This window comes from Clostridium sp. CM039, from assembly GCF_055081075.1.
The window spans coordinates 3,802,805-3,820,113 of record NZ_CM143649.1 but is presented as its reverse complement, the minus strand read 5'-3'; the positions used below and the strand labels follow the sequence as shown (position 1 = coordinate 3,820,113).

Annotated in this window: 18 protein-coding genes; 2 read left to right on the top strand and 16 right to left on the bottom strand. The window is 29.9% G+C overall.

What is annotated here, in order from left to right; genetic code table 11:
* Positions 1-384 carry a glycine cleavage system protein GcvH gene (gene gcvH, locus ACWJJ2_RS17950; RefSeq protein WP_216301959.1) on the bottom strand — a complete coding sequence of 128 codons (384 nt, stop codon included), beginning with the start codon at positions 382-384 and terminating at the stop codon, positions 1-3.
* Positions 385-402: 18 nt separating this feature from the next.
* On the bottom strand, positions 403-1,509 hold the full coding sequence (gene gcvT, locus ACWJJ2_RS17945; protein ID WP_216301958.1) for a glycine cleavage system aminomethyltransferase GcvT: 1,107 nt from the start codon (positions 1,507-1,509) through the stop codon (positions 403-405).
* A gap of 171 nt (positions 1,510-1,680) precedes the next feature.
* Between gcvT and ACWJJ2_RS17940 the strand changes: the two genes are divergently transcribed.
* Positions 1,681-2,661, top strand: coding sequence for a lipoate--protein ligase (locus ACWJJ2_RS17940; RefSeq protein WP_220286055.1), 981 nt, complete (start codon positions 1,681-1,683; stop codon positions 2,659-2,661).
* Positions 2,662-3,045: 384 nt separating this feature from the next.
* Positions 3,046-4,293 (top strand): APC family permease, encoded by a 1,248-nt coding sequence (locus ACWJJ2_RS17935; RefSeq protein ID WP_462953637.1) that lies wholly within the window; start codon positions 3,046-3,048, stop codon positions 4,291-4,293.
* Between the two features lie 366 nt (positions 4,294-4,659).
* On the opposite strand, the gene ACWJJ2_RS17930 is transcribed toward ACWJJ2_RS17935, so the two are convergent.
* The 14 genes from ACWJJ2_RS17930 to cbiG form a co-directional block, all read right to left on the bottom strand.
* Positions 4,660-4,845 (bottom strand): hypothetical protein, encoded by a 186-nt coding sequence (locus ACWJJ2_RS17930; RefSeq protein ID WP_462953636.1) that lies wholly within the window; start codon positions 4,843-4,845, stop codon positions 4,660-4,662.
* 127 nt (positions 4,846-4,972) lie between these two features.
* Positions 4,973-5,026, bottom strand: a complete 54-nt coding sequence (locus tag ACWJJ2_RS17925) for a hypothetical protein (RefSeq protein ID WP_216302039.1) — start codon at positions 5,024-5,026, stop codon at positions 4,973-4,975.
* A gap of 52 nt (positions 5,027-5,078) precedes the next feature.
* Positions 5,079-5,534 (bottom strand): DUF2975 domain-containing protein, encoded by a 456-nt coding sequence (locus ACWJJ2_RS17920; RefSeq protein ID WP_216301955.1) that lies wholly within the window; start codon positions 5,532-5,534, stop codon positions 5,079-5,081.
* Between the two features lie 244 nt (positions 5,535-5,778).
* Complete coding sequence (locus ACWJJ2_RS17915) at positions 5,779-5,952, bottom strand: DUF1737 domain-containing protein (RefSeq protein WP_165411659.1); 174 nt, start codon at positions 5,950-5,952, stop codon at positions 5,779-5,781.
* Positions 5,953-6,361: 409 nt separating this feature from the next.
* Complete coding sequence (locus ACWJJ2_RS17910; protein WP_216304460.1) at positions 6,362-7,549, bottom strand: IS91 family transposase; 1,188 nt, start codon at positions 7,547-7,549, stop codon at positions 6,362-6,364.
* Positions 7,542-8,390: a site-specific integrase gene (locus tag ACWJJ2_RS17905; RefSeq protein WP_216304459.1), complete on the bottom strand. Its 849-nt coding sequence runs from the start codon at positions 8,388-8,390 to the stop codon at positions 7,542-7,544. The genes ACWJJ2_RS17910 and ACWJJ2_RS17905 overlap by 8 nt, the downstream gene beginning before the upstream one ends.
* 216 nt (positions 8,391-8,606) lie before the next feature.
* Positions 8,607-9,068 (bottom strand): GNAT family N-acetyltransferase, encoded by a 462-nt coding sequence (locus ACWJJ2_RS17900; protein WP_462953277.1) that lies wholly within the window; start codon positions 9,066-9,068, stop codon positions 8,607-8,609.
* A 57-nt stretch (positions 9,069-9,125) separates the two neighbouring features.
* Positions 9,126-9,500 carry a DUF6262 family protein gene (locus ACWJJ2_RS17895; RefSeq protein WP_462953278.1) on the bottom strand — a complete coding sequence of 125 codons (375 nt, stop codon included), beginning with the start codon at positions 9,498-9,500 and terminating at the stop codon, positions 9,126-9,128.
* Positions 9,500-11,482 carry a tyrosine-type recombinase/integrase gene (locus ACWJJ2_RS17890; RefSeq protein WP_462953279.1) on the bottom strand — a complete coding sequence of 661 codons (1,983 nt, stop codon included), beginning with the start codon at positions 11,480-11,482 and terminating at the stop codon, positions 9,500-9,502. Before ACWJJ2_RS17890 ends, ACWJJ2_RS17895 begins: the two co-directional genes overlap by 1 nt.
* Positions 11,475-12,602, bottom strand: coding sequence for a tyrosine-type recombinase/integrase (locus tag ACWJJ2_RS17885; RefSeq protein WP_462953280.1), 1,128 nt, complete (start codon positions 12,600-12,602; stop codon positions 11,475-11,477). The genes ACWJJ2_RS17890 and ACWJJ2_RS17885 overlap by 8 nt, the downstream gene beginning before the upstream one ends.
* Before the next feature lie 253 nt (positions 12,603-12,855).
* Positions 12,856-13,059: a DUF3784 domain-containing protein gene (locus tag ACWJJ2_RS17880; protein WP_216301954.1), complete on the bottom strand. Its 204-nt coding sequence runs from the start codon at positions 13,057-13,059 to the stop codon at positions 12,856-12,858.
* A gap of 83 nt (positions 13,060-13,142) precedes the next feature.
* Complete coding sequence (gene pepF, locus ACWJJ2_RS17875) at positions 13,143-14,942, bottom strand: oligoendopeptidase F (RefSeq protein ID WP_462953635.1); 1,800 nt, start codon at positions 14,940-14,942, stop codon at positions 13,143-13,145.
* Positions 14,943-15,178: 236 nt separating this feature from the next.
* Positions 15,179-16,183, bottom strand: coding sequence for a 30S ribosomal protein S1 (rpsA, locus tag ACWJJ2_RS17870; protein ID WP_216301952.1), 1,005 nt, complete (start codon positions 16,181-16,183; stop codon positions 15,179-15,181).
* 55 nt (positions 16,184-16,238) lie between these two features.
* Positions 16,239-17,270 carry a cobalt-precorrin 5A hydrolase gene (cbiG, locus tag ACWJJ2_RS17865; protein WP_309550651.1) on the bottom strand — a complete coding sequence of 344 codons (1,032 nt, stop codon included), beginning with the start codon at positions 17,268-17,270 and terminating at the stop codon, positions 16,239-16,241.
* Positions 17,271-17,309: the final 39 nt, after the last annotated feature.

Sequence of the window (17,309 nt, the reverse complement as noted above, 5' to 3'; positions counted from 1 at the left end):
TTATTTCTCCTTACTGCAATATTCATTATATTGCTCTTCGTTCATAAGTTCTTTTAATTCTTCCTTATTTGTAATTTCTATAAGAAACATCCAATTTTCATAGCAGTCTTCGTTTACTAATACTGGGTTATCTACTACATCATCATTTACCTCTAAAATCTTTCCACTAAATGGAATATACATGTCAGAAGCTGCTTTAACAGACTCAATGACCCCAAAAACATCCCCACTAGTAATTTCTGCATCTACCTCTGGTAGCTCAACAAAAACAATATCTCCTAAAGCATGTTGTGCATAATCAGAAATTCCAACGTATGCCTTATTACCTTTAATTTTTATCCATTCATGATCTTTACTATAAAATAATTCCTTTAATGTTTTCATTTAAAATCCCCCTAAATTTTATTTGTTATAATTTTTCTTATAAAATTTTTTACTTATTACCTCAGCTTTTAATGCTTTACCTCTAATCCCAATTTCAATTTCTGTACCTAATTCTGAGTATTTAGAATCTATTAAAGCAAGACCTATATTTTTCTTTAATGTAGGCGAGAAATATCCCGTTGTTACCACTCCGATTTTTTCTCCGAATGCAGTAACTTCATAACCATGTCTTGGAATTCCCCTATCCTTCATTTCAAACCCTACTGATTTCCTCTTAAGACCTTGTTCTTTTTGCTTTAAAAGAGCTTCTTTTCCTATAAATTCATTTTTTTTAAGCTTTACAAAAAATCCAAGTCCTGCTTCAAGCGGTGTAATATCTTGAGATAATTCGTTTCCATATAAAGGGAGGCAAGCTTCGAATCTTAAAGTGTCTCTGCAGCCGAGCCCTGTGGGCTTAAGTCCTTCTTCCTCACCTATATTAAATAGTTTATGCCATAATTTTTCTATTTCCTCTGGGGAAGTGTATATTTCAAACCCATCCTCACCTGTATACCCTGTTCTTGAAATAAGACATTTTACACCATCTACAAGAACATCTCGTTTACAATAGAAAAATTTAATTTCATCTAAATCTATATCAGCTATTTTTTGAAGTATCTTTTGTGCCTTTGGTCCTTGAATCGCAACCTCTGCTACCTCATTTGAAATATTAGTGAGTTCCATATCATAGGCGCCCTTATTGTCAATCATCCATTGAAAATCTTTCTCTATGTTCCCTGCATTTATAACAAGATAGAAATGTTCCTTACCAAATTTATATATTAAAAGATCATCAACTACTCCTCCGTTTTCATAGCACATAAAAGTATATAGTATTTGATTATCTTCAAGTACTGCTAAATCATTTGTAACTAAATTTTGTACAAATTCGAAAGCCTCGGCTCCTTTTACTTCCACTTCTCCCATGTGTGATACATCGAAAAGTCCAGCAGCGGACCTTACAGCTTCATGTTCAGAAATTATCCCTTCAAACTGTATTGGCATTTGCCACCCAGCAAAATCAACTATTTTCCCACCATATTCTTTATAAACACTATATAGCGGCGTTTTTTTTAAATTTTTCAACATAATTCCCCCCCCATTTTTGTAAAATATATGCATTGAAATATAAAAAAAAATGATTGTTTTTTTATTCTCCTTCATGTTTCATTATACTGCCTTTTGGTATATAATTCAATTAAATATATATATTGGTTTATAATTTCAAATCTAAAGTTAATGCAAGGAGGAAATATAATGATTTATATAAATAACACAAATACAAGTCCCTATTTTAACTTAGCAGCGGAAGAATATTTGCTAAAAAAATTTAAAGAAGACTGTTTTATGCTCTGGAGTGATGAGCCTTGTATCATCGTCGGAAAAAACCAAAATACCTTATCAGAAATTAACCTAGACTATATAAAAACAAATAATATTCCTGTGGTAAGGAGATTGTCTGGTGGAGGCACTGTTTTTCACGATTTAGGCAATTTGAATTTCACTTTTATCAAAAATAGTAGTGAAGAAAATTTTAATAATTTCAGAAAATTCACCTTGCCAATTTTAAATGTTTTAAACTTACTTAACATAAATGCAGAATTTAGTGGAAGAAATGATCTAACCATTGAAGGTAAAAAATTCTCAGGCAATGCACAATATAATTACAAAAACAGAGTTCTTCATCATGGCACCTTGCTTTTTTCATCAAATATTTCGGATTTATCAAAAGCATTACAAGCTAAACCTTTAAAATTTCAAGACAAAAGTATTAAATCCGTATTAAGCAGGGTAACTAATATAAGTTCGCACTTAACACGGTCTCTATCTATCATGGAATTTAAAGAGTTAATTATGAACTATATTATTACAAAAAATAATTCAGATTATTTGTATGAATTCACTCCATATGATTTAAATAGTATAAATAAGCTTGCCACTGAAAAATATTCTACTTGGGAATGGAATTTTGGCCATTCACCAAAATATAATTTCACAAATGAAAAGAAGTTTTCATTTGGAACTGTTGAATGTAATATGGAAGTACAACATGGAATAATAAAAGATATTACGATATATGGTGATTTTTTTAGCAAACTTGATATCTCGGACATAGATGCTGCCCTTATAGGCATAAATCATGTGGAATCTGATGTAAAAAAAGCGCTTTCAGCCTTTAATATATCTGATTATTTTTCAAATGCAAATATAGAAGATATTTTAAGTTGTATGTTTTAAAAAATTCTTCTTGACTATATTTGAATTTGCTAATAAAATATAAAGAAATAATAAAATTTACATTTGGGATTATAGTTATTTAAAATATTTTTATTGGAGCAACTTAGATTATTATCTAATGAAACTTTCAGATAAGAGGACATGTAGTAAAAATGCAGTGCTTTTGCCGCTTTTTTACTTCATGTCTTTATATATTTTAGCGACATTTCAGCTCCGCAGGAGATGATTTGACCCACTTAAATGAGTTTTCTATTATTTTAAGACTAACAAAAGAGAGGATGATTTATTCTGGAAGCATCAAAAGAATTAGATTCTATCAATAATTCACCAAAAACACTAAAGAAAGAAATCGGCTTACTAGAATCCATTACCCTAGTTATAGGTATGGTTATAGGTTCAGGAATTTTCTTTAAACCTTCTATTGTATTTAAAAACGCAGGATCTCCAGCCATGGGAATACTTGCTTGGGTCGCCGGTGGCATTATAACTATGGCTTCTGGTCTTACTATAGCTGAAATAGCAGCAGCTATTCCAAAAACTGGTGGTATATTTATATATCTTAAAGAACTTTATGGAGAAAAATGGGCATTTCTATTTGGTTGGGTACAGACGGTTATTTATGTACCTGGTGCCGCCGCAGCACTCGCAATAGTTTTAGCAACTCAAGCTACTAATTTTGTACCTATGAGTCCAATCCAGCAAAAACTATTTGCAATATTAATGATATTTGTTATCACCACTGCAAACGTGTTATCAACAAAACTTGCTAGTAAAATTCAGTTCATTGCAACTGTTGCAAAACTAATTCCAATTTTTATTATTATTGCTTTAGGCCTTATAAAAGGAACAGCTCACAGTTTTTCCTTGCCACTAGGGACTACTGCAGCCGGAGCTGGTTTTGGAGCTGCTATGCTTGGAACACTTTGGGCTTATGATGGCTGGGTAGGCGTAGGTAATATAGCAGGAGAACTTAAAAATCCTAAAAAAGACATACCAAAGTCCATAATTTTAGGACTAATCGTTATTATAACAGTGTATGTTTTATTTAATTTAGCAATTATAAACATAATTCCTATAACAGCTGTTATTAGTTCTAATAAAGTGGCTTCTGATGTTGCAACAGTTTTATTTGGAAAATTTGGTTCATTGTTTATAACTGCTGGCATATTAATTTCAATCTTTGGAACATTAAATGGTTACCTAATGACAGGAGTTAGAATACCCTTTGCCATGGCTCGAGATAAACTTTTACCTTTTGATAAGATCCTCGGAAAAGTTAATCAAAAATATCAAACTCCATTAAACGCTTTTATTTTCGAGGCAGTACTCGCCTCTTTATATGTATTTAGCGGTTCTTTTGATACCTTAACTGATCTTGTTATATTTGTTTTATGGATTTTCTTCACAATGGCAGTAGCTGGTATCTTTATATTAAGAACAAAACATAAAGATTTAGAGAGACCTTATAAAGTACCCTTCTACCCAATAGTTCCACTCATCGGAATTACTGGAGGTATATATATCCTAGTAAGTACACTTTTAACTGATACTTCAAAAGCACTTATAGGACTTGCAATAACCTTAATTGGATTACCTGTATATTGGTATATTACTAAAAAGAAACAAGACTAAAATAAAAAAGTATATATTACTATTAATGCATTCACTTCGCTAAGAACTACTAATTTTACTTTTAATTAATCTGCTAAAAAACATAAACTCGCTGTGTCGCTCAAACATATGTTTTTCCTAACGCATCTTAATTAAAAATAAAATAAGAAGTTCTAAAGCTCGCTTCAATGCATTATATGTAACATATACTTTTTTTTGCGCATAAATCGGTAGAATTTCTAAATCAACTTTCAATGTTTCTGCACTTCTTATTTCATGTCATTTCCGGAAAAACTTCATACTATATCATATTTACACTAAGATGTATCTACTATGGATAGCAGATAAAAAACCACCAAATCGCAATAATTTCCACATTCATTTCATCTATATTTTACTCTTTTTTAATTTTTCACGGCAAGTAAAATATACATCACTTAAAACACCTGTTAAAATATTCCACACTAAAAACGTCATAATCGTTTCCATTACAATTGTACTAATTGATTCTCCCCCATCGAAATTTATACCTAAAACTGCCCTAATGGAAAAAATAACATTAATTATTGTCATTATTAATTACATCTTGTCTGTTAAAAATCATATGACTAACCTTCGAAGTCTTCAAAAATAGAGCATCAATCGTAGATATACAATTGATGCTCTATTTTAGAATGTTGCGACGCAACTTATATATATATTATTCTTTATATTCTAATAAATCACCAGGTTGGCATTGCAATTCACGAGAAATAGCTTCAAGTGTATAAAATCCAAATTTACGATAATTGTAATATTATATTCCTTTAGACAGTCGAGTCGTTTTCTTCTTTTATTTCAATTGCTTTTTTGAATATTTCTGCTAAAGCTAAAGCCATACAAGCTAACACAATATACATAAAAAAACTGCCTTTAAGTGACCCATATCTTGTAGCAAATATTTCTATACCAGCTTGTCTTTTGTAGTTCATGATTGCATCAAAAATAGCTATAGAAAACATATAATATCCAATTATTTTAAATCTCCTGACGTTGCCAAGACAAAATGGTGTTAATTTAATACTACAGACAATTTTGCGTAGATTGTAAAGCATTAAAATGTAAATTAAATAAACTATAAAACTAATACCAATATTTATAGTAAATACAGCCTTTCCATAAAGTAGTACATGTAATACACCCATTACTAATAAAAGCCCTGATACAGTTAGTAAAACATCTAAAAATACTTCGATAAAATTTATTGATAGAGCCTTTTTCATAATCAAGCATCCCCTTATAAAATACATTTTTTACATTATATCAAAGTTTTTATTGAATAACAACATATATTATCGATATTCGATAATATATATTGTCACAAGGAGTACATTTGTTGTTAGTGTTCTGTAGACGTAAGTTTACAAATAAATTATTTCATCGTAATTTCTTACAACTATTTATTACATATTAATATATTTAATCATGCAATATCTACAATTTATAAGTAATTTAAATTTTTAATATTTATTTTTTATCATTCTTAATTACAGCTTGTGCTACAATTACATCTTGTCCGTTAAATGTACATGAAGGAGATTCATATAATGTATAACCTTCATCAAGTAATTCAGAAATTCTCTTACAAAAGTTCGCATCATCTTTTCCGGTAATCAATCTATATCTAAGCTTTTTCTCCATTTTAAATACCACCTTTAAATATCTAGTGTAACAAATGCTACACCGATTGATTTTACTTTATCTATACATAGACTACATATAAACTATGTTATTTATAATTAAACCATTATGATTATAATTAGTACGCAATATGAATAGGTTTGGATTCAGATGTTGAGCCGATAAAAACTATCACCATAAGTATATGCTTAAATGATGATAGCCACTAAAGTTGCTCAATTTCTGAAACAAGCTAAAGAACGATGCCGCGTTTCCACTACTATGGAGATTCAATCTTTTCCCTCTTTCTGAAATTTTCTTTAACACTAAGAGTATTAACTTTAATTTCCACAAATGCATCTTAAATCATTCTAAGCCTTGATTATTTTCTAAAAATAGACGTAATTTCCCCCTCCCCTAAATAAAAACTTTATGCTATTTTATTTATTCCTCCTGGTGGCGAATAATTTTGGCGATTTAATTTCTCTTTTGTAATCATTTTACCTTTACCACAGCAAGAACAGATATTTATATCTATCCCTGTAAGCTTTAAAAGAAGCTCCGCTGCACTTAACTTAACTTCTAAATTTTGATTTTTATTTTCTATTGTCCCTGTAAGTTCTTTGCATTTTTGAAGCTTAGTTGACCTATTTCTATTGCTTAATATTCCATAATGTCTAATTTTAACAAACTTTCTTGGTAAAACATGCATGAGAAATCTTCTAATAAATTCATCTACTGTAAGTGTCATAAACTTTTCTTTATTATGGTCTTTATAATCTCTCCATTTAAATGTTACATATCCATTTTCTAAATTTACAATTCGATGATTAGATATCGCTACTCTATGAGTATATCTACCAAGGTATTCAAGTACGTACTCCGCACTCCCAAAAGGAGGTCTACAATATACAATCCATTCTTTTTTATATAACTTATCTATGAAGCTCTGAAATATATGTTTCTTTGTTAATTCCTCAATTCCTGTAGTATATTTAAGTGCATTACTATAATAAGCTCTTTTAAGGTAAAATAAAAATTTACCTCTAAATTTTCTTGAAAGCACTTTCACTGGGATAAAGAAATCTTTTTTTGAATTTATCCATCGGTTACCATCTAAAGTTAATCCGCCACTAGGAACTATGCAATGTACGTGTGGATGATTCATTAAATTTTGACCCCACGTATGCAAAATTGCCATAAATCCAATTTCTGCTCCTAAATGTTTTTTATCACTTGAAAGTTCAAGTAGTGTTTCAGAAACAGATTTAAATAGAATAGAATACATTTCCTTTTGGTTTGTTAATGTTATATAGTTAAGCTCTTCAGGAATAGTGAAAACTACATGAAAATACCCTACGGATAATAAATCCTCTTTTCTTTTTTCAAGCCATCTTTCCTTGGATAAAGTTTGGCATTTAGGACAATGCCTGTTTCGGCAGGAATTATAAGAAATCCTAACGTGTCCACATTCATCACATTCGTCTACATGACCACCAAGCTCTGCTGTTCTACAAGCTTCAATAGCTATCATAGTTTTTAAAATATTCAGCGGAAGCTGATGATTCCTCCTATATTCATCACCATGTTGATTGAATATATCTTGAATCTCAATCATCGTTCTCTCCTAAGAGGATATCCAACGGACTCTTTATATTAAGTAAATCCATCCTTCTAAGATGTAAATAGATAGTGGTAGTAGTAATTCGGGTATGTCCTAAAAGTCTTTGAATGTAGCAGATATCCGTACCAGCATCCAATAAGTGAGTTGCAAAGCTATGGCGAAGCGTATGGACAGTTGCATGCTTAGTAATTTTAGTTTTTTTTATAGATTTCTCGAGCGTTTTCTGAACACTACGTGGACTTATAGAATCTGTACGACCCTTTCCAGAAAATAAATATTCCGTAGGATGATATCTGCTCCAATACTCTCTGAGGATTTCTAAATTTGCTTTAGACAACAATGAATATCTATCTTTTTTACCTTTGCCCTCTCTAATTAATATTTGCATGTTTTTACTATCAATATCTGTTATTTTTAGGTTGCAAACTTCACTAACTCTTAATCCTGCGGAGTAGACCGTCATGAGAATTGCCTTATGCTTGAGGTTTTCAGTAACATCAAAGATGGATTTAACCTCATCTGGAGATAATACAGCAGGTAATTTTGATGGTTCTTTCATCCTTGCAATTTTGTCCGAATTCCAATATCTATTTAGAGTTTTAGTATAAAAAAATTTAAGACTTGAATTAATATAATTAACTGTTCCTTCACTTAATTTTTTTTTAATGATACAATAATGTAGATAGTCACAAATTTCTTTTTCACCTAAATACTTTGGTGATTTGTTGTAAAATTTAGCAAAGTTACTAACGTGATTGATATAGCTTTTTATAGTCATTGGACTATAACCCCTTAGTTCCATATCCATTTTCATTTTTTCTTTTAATTCTGACATAAATAATAACACTTCCTTATTTTTTATTTCGACAATAAAAGTTTATAGGAAGTGTGTATTATAATAAAGAAGTATCTTAGTCAAATAAGGATACTTCTTTCTATTTTATTTAAGTAAAAATTAAATTAATATGATTAGCACTTGTCTGCCACCGTTTTTAGCGGTTTAGTTCTATAAGAACATTACGACTTAATTTCAACCACAAGTATTGCTTTTTTACTTTAATAAATATGACATGGGGGTATATCTAATACCATTCATAGTAAGCTCTTTGTCTGTATCAAAAAAACCAAGATGATGATAAATTGATATTGCATATGGAGATGAATTTAATGTAATCTGGCTAATATTATTCTGGCTTTTACAGTTCTCTTCAACTATCTGAAATAAACTTCTTGCTATACCTCGTCTATGATACTCTTTATTTACAAAGAGCATGCATATATGATTAATTCCTCTTGTTGAAAGTACACCTACTAAATCATCATTATCTATACATCCCCAAAAGTATAATTCTCCTTTATCAAACTTTTCAATGTTAGAATTATAAGATATAAATTTTCTGAATTCTTCAATGCCTTGTTTTGAGTAATCGGGTGCTTCGAATTCTTGAAAAACTGTCCACACTAAATTAAGAGCATTTTTGATATCATTTTTCTGCAACTTTATAATTTCCACACAAATCCACCTACCTAATAAAATATAGTATTACGTATTTGATTACCATTGCGACATTTACATCTTTTCATATAACTTACCTCTAAGAATCTCTAATTGCTTTTTCAACTTCTTATTCTCTTCTTCAAGTTCTTTAATCTTTTTATCCTTAGCCATTATGATAATGTCTTTAGATTTAGCTGTTTTATCATATTTAGCTCTTTGGTTCATACTTCTACTGGTTTGCTTATCTCTAAGTTCCTCAATCCTTTTCTTAGTCTCTTCATTGTTATAAAGAAAAGTCTTAGAAACACCGCCTAATTGAGAAACACTATTAAAATTAATTTTTTGTTCAGTCAAAGACAGTTCCCTAATGGCTTTATCAACCTTTTCCAAAGTAATCTTACTCTTATTTTTTGCATATTCTTTTAATCCTTTAGTATGGTCTTCCATTATGAATCCTCCCTCGATTTGCCGTTCTTATGAACCAACTTTTGTTCTCGAACGTTTCCTAATGTTTTCTCCAATATATTTAAATACTGCTTATTCTTTTCTGACCATAATTCTCTGCCAAATTTATCACTAACTTCAATCTGTGTTTTAACTTTTAGTATTTCTTCCTCGTATTCGGGGACATTTTCGGTAGTAGTACAGAAACTTGCACAAGTTAAACAATGGTTCATTTGTTGCTTACAAGGTATCTTTGATGCTTTAAAACATACTCCAAAAGGAACTCTTACAGCATCTAAATTCTTTTTAACATATTCATATCTAATAAGATTTTCTCCTGCCTCAGTTGCTACATCTACTTCTATAAGTTCATTAGTTTCAGTATTAACTTTAAATAATTCTAAATCCTCGATATTCTTCCATTTCTCATAAAGCATATTTTCACTAACTGTAGCATAATGAACTGTCATTTGAAGGCTTCTATGCCCTAATATTTGCTGTATAATACTAATTCCCATACCTTGCTCTACATATTCTTTAGCCCTTGTATGTCTTAGTGAATGGAGGTTTAAGTGATATAATTCACCATTAACACCTCTAATATCTTTTTGTTTAATTAATCTTTGAATAGTAAGTAATAAAGATGGTTTGCTTAACGGTCTTCCTTTTAACTTACCTTCATAGGTATCAAATAAATATTTCTTCGGATTATTTTCTTCGGTGCTTTGCTTCTTAGCTTTATCAATACATTTTTCAACCATTTCGGCTACTTTATCTCTTATAGGTATCTTAAGTTGTGCTATGCCTGTTTTAGTTATTTCACCACAAAGATAATAATTATAGGATTGTTCTTTACTATTCCATATTTGTTCTAAGCAATTATGATATCTAAGGTTTAATATATCAGTACCACGCCATCCTGTTTCTCTAAGAAGAATATATATAGGAATATACTGTGGTCTATCTAAATCCATGATGTTATTATCAAATTGCTTTAATATTGGCTCAGGAATAAATTTTGCTTTCTTAACTTCATCTTTATTTAATTCTCTTTTAGGAATATCATCTTGAAACATCAAAAATGATATTCCTTTTTTAGGAGCTTTATCATATTGAGCCATTTGAATATATTCTAAAAATAATCTAATCCAGCTTATATATTTAGATGTTTCTGTCTTAGCTTTATCTTTTCTGTCATTACCAACATAATATATATATTTTTCTATATCATTTCTGCTTATATTCTCTAAAAATCCATCTCCGTAATTGTTTTGATAATAATAATTAAAAAAATAATTTATTCTTAGTAAATATTCATAACAAGTACTCCAAGATTTTTTTGTTACTATAGTTCTAAAATAGCGTTTTACTATATCTTTGTAATAAATAGGTAATGTATTAAAATTTAAAGACGCACTTCCACATTTACCCCCACTTGCAGAGATTTTAGCACCTGGAATATTCTTTGAATACCATATATCTTTTTCAGTTTCTTCTCTATCATCAGAAAAATCTTTAATAAAATCTAAAACATAAGGTATATTATTCATTTCCATAGAATTAATTTTTCCTTTGTCTGACATTCTAAATCCCACAGTTACAAGATAATTTTTAAATTTAAGCTGAAATTTATTATTATCTATATCATTAAAACTTATATATTTTAAAAAATTATTATTTAGGAAGTTACTAAAATGCTTGAATGTTGAAGCTAAACTTATAATATAAGAATTTTTAAGCAAATTTTCCTTGAAGCTAAAAACAATATAGAATTTTAATTCAGTTTTTAAAAATTCATTAGAAATATTAGAAAAATTCACATTTCTAATATTTCTTGTAACTTTACCCATGAAAAAATCTTTAGTTAAATCCCATTTATCATTTTCTAACCAGTATCCTTTATCTTGTTGTAAATACTCAATTATTTCATCATACTTGCTTTGTTGATTACTACTTGTCTTTTGTAAATTCTTCACTTTATTCATCCCCTCCGTTGTATATATCTAAGTCTAGATTCGGTTGAGTTTTATTAAACTCTTCCGTTATTTCTTTATCAGAAGGGTGAATATAAGTATTCATAGTAGTATAGATATTTTTATGTCCTGCTCTTATTCTAAGTAATTCTGGTTGCCATCCTGACATTCTTAAAACTGTCAAAGAACTATGCCTGAACATATGTGGCGTAACATATATACCTGTTTTCTTTTTCAATGTTCTAAATAAATTATCAACATCAACATAATCCATAGCTTTGTATTTGTTTTCACCACTTATTTTTATGAATATATGGTTAGTCTCAACTTCCTCGGTATGATATTCAGCTATATACTCCATAAACATATCAGCTAAATTCTGCGATATATCAATCCTTCTCGGACTTGATACTGTTTTAATTTCAGCGTTATTTTCAAGTTCACCTCTATCTTGGAGGTCTATAATCATGTCGCTTATATCAAAATCTTCAATCCATAAAGATAAGGCTTCGCCTATTCTCATTCCTGTTTCATATAGTAATATTAATAGAAACTTATCTCTAAGGTTATTACAAGCTCTAACGAGCGTTCCTATTTCATTTTTAGTAAGTATTTTAGGGTTAGATTTTGGAACTTTAAGCCTTAATATATTGCTTGTAACTTTCTTCTGTTCATGAGCTATTCCATATAAGAAACCTTTAAAGTTTCTACTTGGCGTAGATACAAACTTTTTAAGTCTATCTGAAATGTTATTGCTATATTCCTCATGTCTTAAAATATAGTCATAAAACGATAAAACTGCATTTACTATAATATTTACCGTTCTTGGACTTCTTGCCTCATCAACTTGATGCGTTGGAATTACCTTTAAACTCTTATAAGGATTCTGTAACCAGTTCACGAATAAAGCTAAATCATCTATAGTTACCTTTTGAAAATCTAAATCTCTTTGCTGTAAGTATTCAAAGTATAACTTTAAATGCTGACAATACATTCTTAAAGTATTCCTTGCAAAGTTAGTATTATCCTTAAACCTAATAAACTTTAATATTGGTTCTATAGGCAATCCATTATCATCTGCAACAAAATATCTTTCCTTACCCTCTTCTGTTTTCACTTTTACTACTTCCATATTTCTATATGCACTCCTATAATTCGATTATATTCTACGTATAGTTTACTATAAATACTATAATAGTTCAAACTATATATTTAGTACTTATCGTCTTATATCTATATAAGAATGTATCATGGAATACTATAAATACGGTCTAATTACCTACACTATATTCCTTGTATTATTCTTTCTATTGTATTCTCTATACTTTGTACAATACCAAATCTGCCATTAAATATATTAAAATTATAATGCTCATATAAATCCTTTATTCAAAATCAATCATAAACATGAATTTCCCCGTGTATTTACACAAGGAAACAACATTATATTCTTCTTTTTCTTTTTTTGACATTGTATTAAATCCTGCAATCTTTGCCTCTACTATGTCATAAAAATGTTCAAAATAAGATCTAAATAATAAGTATTGGATTTCTCTGAAAGCGACTTGCAATAAGAAATGTAGAAACATTGAAATTTCATTTAGAATTTCTTAACAAAATTTTACGTTTCAAGTTCTTATTGCAAGTCCCCCAGGAGAAATCCAATACTTTTTTATATCTCTTTTTCGAGCATTTCTAATAATTCATCAAATCTTCTTATAGTATCCTCTAAAGGTTTTGGTGACGACATATCTACCCCTGCTTTTTTAAGTATATTTATTGGATAGTCACTTCCACCGCTCTTTAAGAATCCTTTATATCTTTCTACAGCGCTTTCGCCCTCTTCAACTATCATTTTACTGAAAGAATTAGCTGCTGCAAAACCTGTAGTATATTGATATACATAGAAGTCGCTGTAAAAGTGAGGAATTCTTGCCCATTCCATATCAATACCCTCATCTACCACCATTTCAGCTCCAAAATATTTTCGGTTTAAATCATGATAAATTTTACATAAGTCCTCTGGAGATAATGGGTTACCCTGCTCAAAATTTTCATGGGTTGTTTTTTCAAACTCTGCAAACATACATTGTCTAAATACTGTAGTTCTTATTCCTTCCAATTGCTGATTTATTAAGAATAGTCTTTTCTTCTTATCTGTCTCATTTTTAATTAAATAATCTATTAGTAAACATTCATTAGTTGTAGATGCTACTTCCGCACAGAATAACTCATACTCTGAATATATATACGGTTGATTCTTCCTTGAATAATAAGAATGAATAGAGTGCCCCATTTCATGAGCAAGCGTAGATACATCATTTAATTGGTGATTATAATTCAAGAGTACGTATGGCATACTGTCATAGCATCCCGAAGAATATGCCCCAGAACGTTTACCCTTATTTTCAAATACATCTACCCAGCCTTCACTAATTCCTTCTTTAAATATATTTAAATATTCTTGACCCAAAGGTTTTATACCATCTAATGCTAACTTAACAGCATCTTCATACTCAATACTATCTTGCACCGCATCAACTATTGGCACATATAAATCATACATATGAATTTCATCAAGTCCTAAAAGTTTCTTTTTAAGTCTTACATATTTATGGAGGGAGTCTAGATTGTTGTTTATAGTATCCACCACATTATGATAAACCTCTACTGGAATATTATTAGGCTTTAATGAGCTTTCTAATGCTGATGCATAATTTCTTGTTTTTGCATTAAATACAAAGTTTTTTATTGATGATGTTAAAGATGTTGTTAACGTATTTCTAAACCCCTTATATGTTCCAAATAATGTTTCAAAGGCATCTTTTCTTACCCTTCTATCCTTCGATTTTATAAAAATACTGTAGTTTCCTTCTGTTAATTCAATTTCATTACCTTTTTCATCTTTTATACTTGGAAACGTCATATCTGCATTTGTAAGCATTTCAAATATATTTCCCGGGGCATTTAAGCAGTCGCTTACAGATGCTAATAGCTTTTCTCCCTCTACACTTAATGTATGAGGCTTTTGACTTAAAATATCTAGTAAGTAGAATTCATATATTTTAAGTTTTGGAATCTTACAAATTGCCTCATCTATAAAGCCCTCTTTTAATGATAATAGTTCAGGGACAAAAAATGCAGTGGCACTCGAAACTTCTGCGGCATATGAATCAATCTTATTTTTAAGTACTTGAAACTCTGCCTTAGCTGTATCCTCATCCCCTCTTAAATGTGCATATACAAGCAATTTTTCTAGAAGTCTTTGAATCTCTACATTGCTTTCTAAAAATGATAATAACTCCTCAGCAGTGCCCAGTTTCCCTGAAAATCTTTGCATTTCTGGTGCTTTAGATCTTAGTATTTCAAAATCTTCTTCCCACGCCGCAGAACTCTTATACATCTTTTGGACGTTCCACTTGTACATGCTGTCAATTTCATCTCTTGTTTTAAGTTTTTTAACTTCACTCACTAAAATCCCCTTCTTTCATATCATTAAATTACATTTTATAAATATATTACCATACGCTTCTAAAAAAATCTATTAAAAGTAGATATTAAATTTAGATATCAATGGAACCTAAAAAAGATGACTCCTGTTTACAATACAGAAATCATCTTCTTAATTCAGCATAGACTTTTTTAAAAATCTATGCTTCTTGTAGCTCTATTAAGTAAAACTATTATTAATTATTTTTACTTACAATTTTATTCAAATTTAAAGTTTTTGAATTTATCTCCTAATATATCAGCTAAAGTTAATCCAGCTTCTTCTTCTTGCTTATATTGTGAAAAATCTTCATTTCCTCTTGCTGCTTCTCTAATACTTAGGCTTATTCTTCTATCTTTTTCGTTTATTTCACCGATTTTAACTTTTACAACTTCTCCAACTTTTAATACGTCAGAAACTTTTGCTATACGTTCTTCTGATATTTCTGATAAATGAACTAGTCCTTCTACTCCTGATTCAAGTTGTACAAAAGCACCGAAATCCATTAATTTTACAACAGTTCCTTCTACTATAGCACCAGGCTTGTAGTTGCTTACTATATTCTTCCATGGGTTTCCTGCTTCTGATTTAAGTCCTAAAGATATTCTTCCTTTTTCTTTATCAAAATCTAAAATAGTAACTTCAACTTCATCTCCAACTGACACTACCTCTGCTGGATCTTGAACTCTTTTCCATGATAATTGTGAAACGTGAATAAGACCATCAATGCCGCCTAAATCTACAAAAGCACCAAATTTAGCAAGTCTAGTTATAACACCTTTTCTCTTATCGCCCTTTTTGAGTTCATTCCAAATTATATCTTTTTTACCTTCATTCTCTTCTTTTTCTATTACTCTTCTTGATAGAACTATGTTTTTATTTTCTTTATCAAGTTCTATTATTTTAACTTCTAAAGTTTTGCCTTTAAAGTCTTCTAGGTTTTCTATATATGAATCTGAGATTTGTGACGCAGGTATAAATGCTCTAACTCCATCAATATAAGCCGTAGCTCCGCCTTTTACTATGTCACTAACTGTTACTTCTAACGTTTTATTCTCATCTACGATTTCCTGTAATTTTTCCCAAACTTTAACGCTATCTTCACTTTTTTTAGCTAAAAGCACGTCATCAGTATTATCCATCGCATCTTTCATTGTAATTTCTTCACTACTATCTACTGTCATATCTTTCATTATAACTTCTTCTTTATTATCTGTTGTCATATAAATACACTCCTCTTATTGCATAATTGTTACTAAAAATATCTTCTTTATTATATCATACTTCACCTATACATAACGTCATACCATCTAATTTCATCTTATTTTTTATAATCCTTGCACCACTAAGTTCTACACAAGGCTCACAAACAGCTCTAACTCCAATAGTTTTTTCAACGAAATCACTACCGTAAAATTTATGTTGTACTTGCTTTATATCTTCTGCCGTAAATATTTTAAGTTGGCATTTAAAATAATCTACTAGCGCATTTATTGCAACCTCATCTTTTTTTATCAAAATCGTCGTTATAGACTTTATAGACCTAATATCTATATTATATTCTTTAAGAACCCTTAATACAGTTTGTTTCATTTTCTGGGTTGAAAAATCTTTTCTACATCCTATCCCTAGTACGATATTTCTTCTTATTAATTTAAGCGTAGGCACTATATGTCCCTTTAAATGATTATCAGTACTCTCTGAGCTGCAAATGTATAGTAACCCACTAATGTCCTCTAAATTACTACTATATCCAACGGGCGTTTGTACTATCCCTCTTTCATCAAAAAATCCAATTTTTCTTCCCTCTACTAAAAGAGCCGCTATTTCTTTTGCTTTTTTCAAATCTTCAATTATAAGTCCATTATCTTTTGCTATCATATCTGGAGCATAAATACCTAAATTATCTGTAGCAGTAGTTATTATCGCTTGTGATTCGAGAAGCTTACTAACCTTTAATGTAAGCTCATTTGCGCCTCCTAAATGACCGCTTAAAAGACTTATAACATAATTACAAGAATTATCTATAACTAATACTGCAGGGTCCACATCCTTACTTTTTATGTATGGCGCTATAGCTCTAACTGCAATACCTGTAGAACTTATAAATATTACACCTCTATAGTTTTCCATTACATTTCTACTAACTTCCTTAAAATTAAAATCACTTTGCTTTTTCTTTGAATACAAATCAATGTTAAGGCTTGAAGCTAAAATATTAGCTATTTGATCTCCCTTTTCTGTAAATGTAATAACTGCATATTTCATTTTGTCACCATTCCTATTATATATCATACTATTATTATACACAAAACATAAAATAATTGGGGACAGTTAACAACTATTTGC

What these genes read in the sequence shown, in the direction of transcription:
- gcvH (WP_216301959.1), bottom strand. Translation starts at nt 384, where the DNA reads ATGAAAACATTAAAGGAATTATTTTATAGTAAAGATCATGAATGGATA.
- ACWJJ2_RS17940 (WP_220286055.1), top strand. Translation starts at nt 1,681, where the DNA reads ATGATTTATATAAATAACACAAATACAAGTCCCTATTTTAACTTAGCA.
- ACWJJ2_RS17935 (WP_462953637.1), top strand. Translation starts at nt 3,046, where the DNA reads ATGGTTATAGGTTCAGGAATTTTCTTTAAACCTTCTATTGTATTTAAA.
- ACWJJ2_RS17930 (WP_462953636.1), bottom strand. Translation starts at nt 4,845, where the DNA reads ATGACAATAATTAATGTTATTTTTTCCATTAGGGCAGTTTTAGGTATA.
- ACWJJ2_RS17920 (WP_216301955.1), bottom strand. Translation starts at nt 5,534, where the DNA reads ATGAAAAAGGCTCTATCAATAAATTTTATCGAAGTATTTTTAGATGTT.
- ACWJJ2_RS17915 (WP_165411659.1), bottom strand. Translation starts at nt 5,952, where the DNA reads ATGGAGAAAAAGCTTAGATATAGATTGATTACCGGAAAAGATGATGCG.
- ACWJJ2_RS17910 (WP_216304460.1), bottom strand. Translation starts at nt 7,549, where the DNA reads ATGATTGAGATTCAAGATATATTCAATCAACATGGTGATGAATATAGG.
- ACWJJ2_RS17905 (WP_216304459.1), bottom strand. Translation starts at nt 8,390, where the DNA reads ATGTCAGAATTAAAAGAAAAAATGAAAATGGATATGGAACTAAGGGGT.
- ACWJJ2_RS17895 (WP_462953278.1), bottom strand. Translation starts at nt 9,500, where the DNA reads ATGGAAGACCATACTAAAGGATTAAAAGAATATGCAAAAAATAAGAGT.
- ACWJJ2_RS17890 (WP_462953279.1), bottom strand. Translation starts at nt 11,482, where the DNA reads ATGAATAAAGTGAAGAATTTACAAAAGACAAGTAGTAATCAACAAAGC.
- ACWJJ2_RS17885 (WP_462953280.1), bottom strand. Translation starts at nt 12,602, where the DNA reads ATGGAAGTAGTAAAAGTGAAAACAGAAGAGGGTAAGGAAAGATATTTT.
- ACWJJ2_RS17880 (WP_216301954.1), bottom strand. Translation starts at nt 13,059, where the DNA reads ATGTTTCTACATTTCTTATTGCAAGTCGCTTTCAGAGAAATCCAATAC.
- rpsA (WP_216301952.1), bottom strand. Translation starts at nt 16,183, where the DNA reads ATGACAACAGATAATAAAGAAGAAGTTATAATGAAAGATATGACAGTA.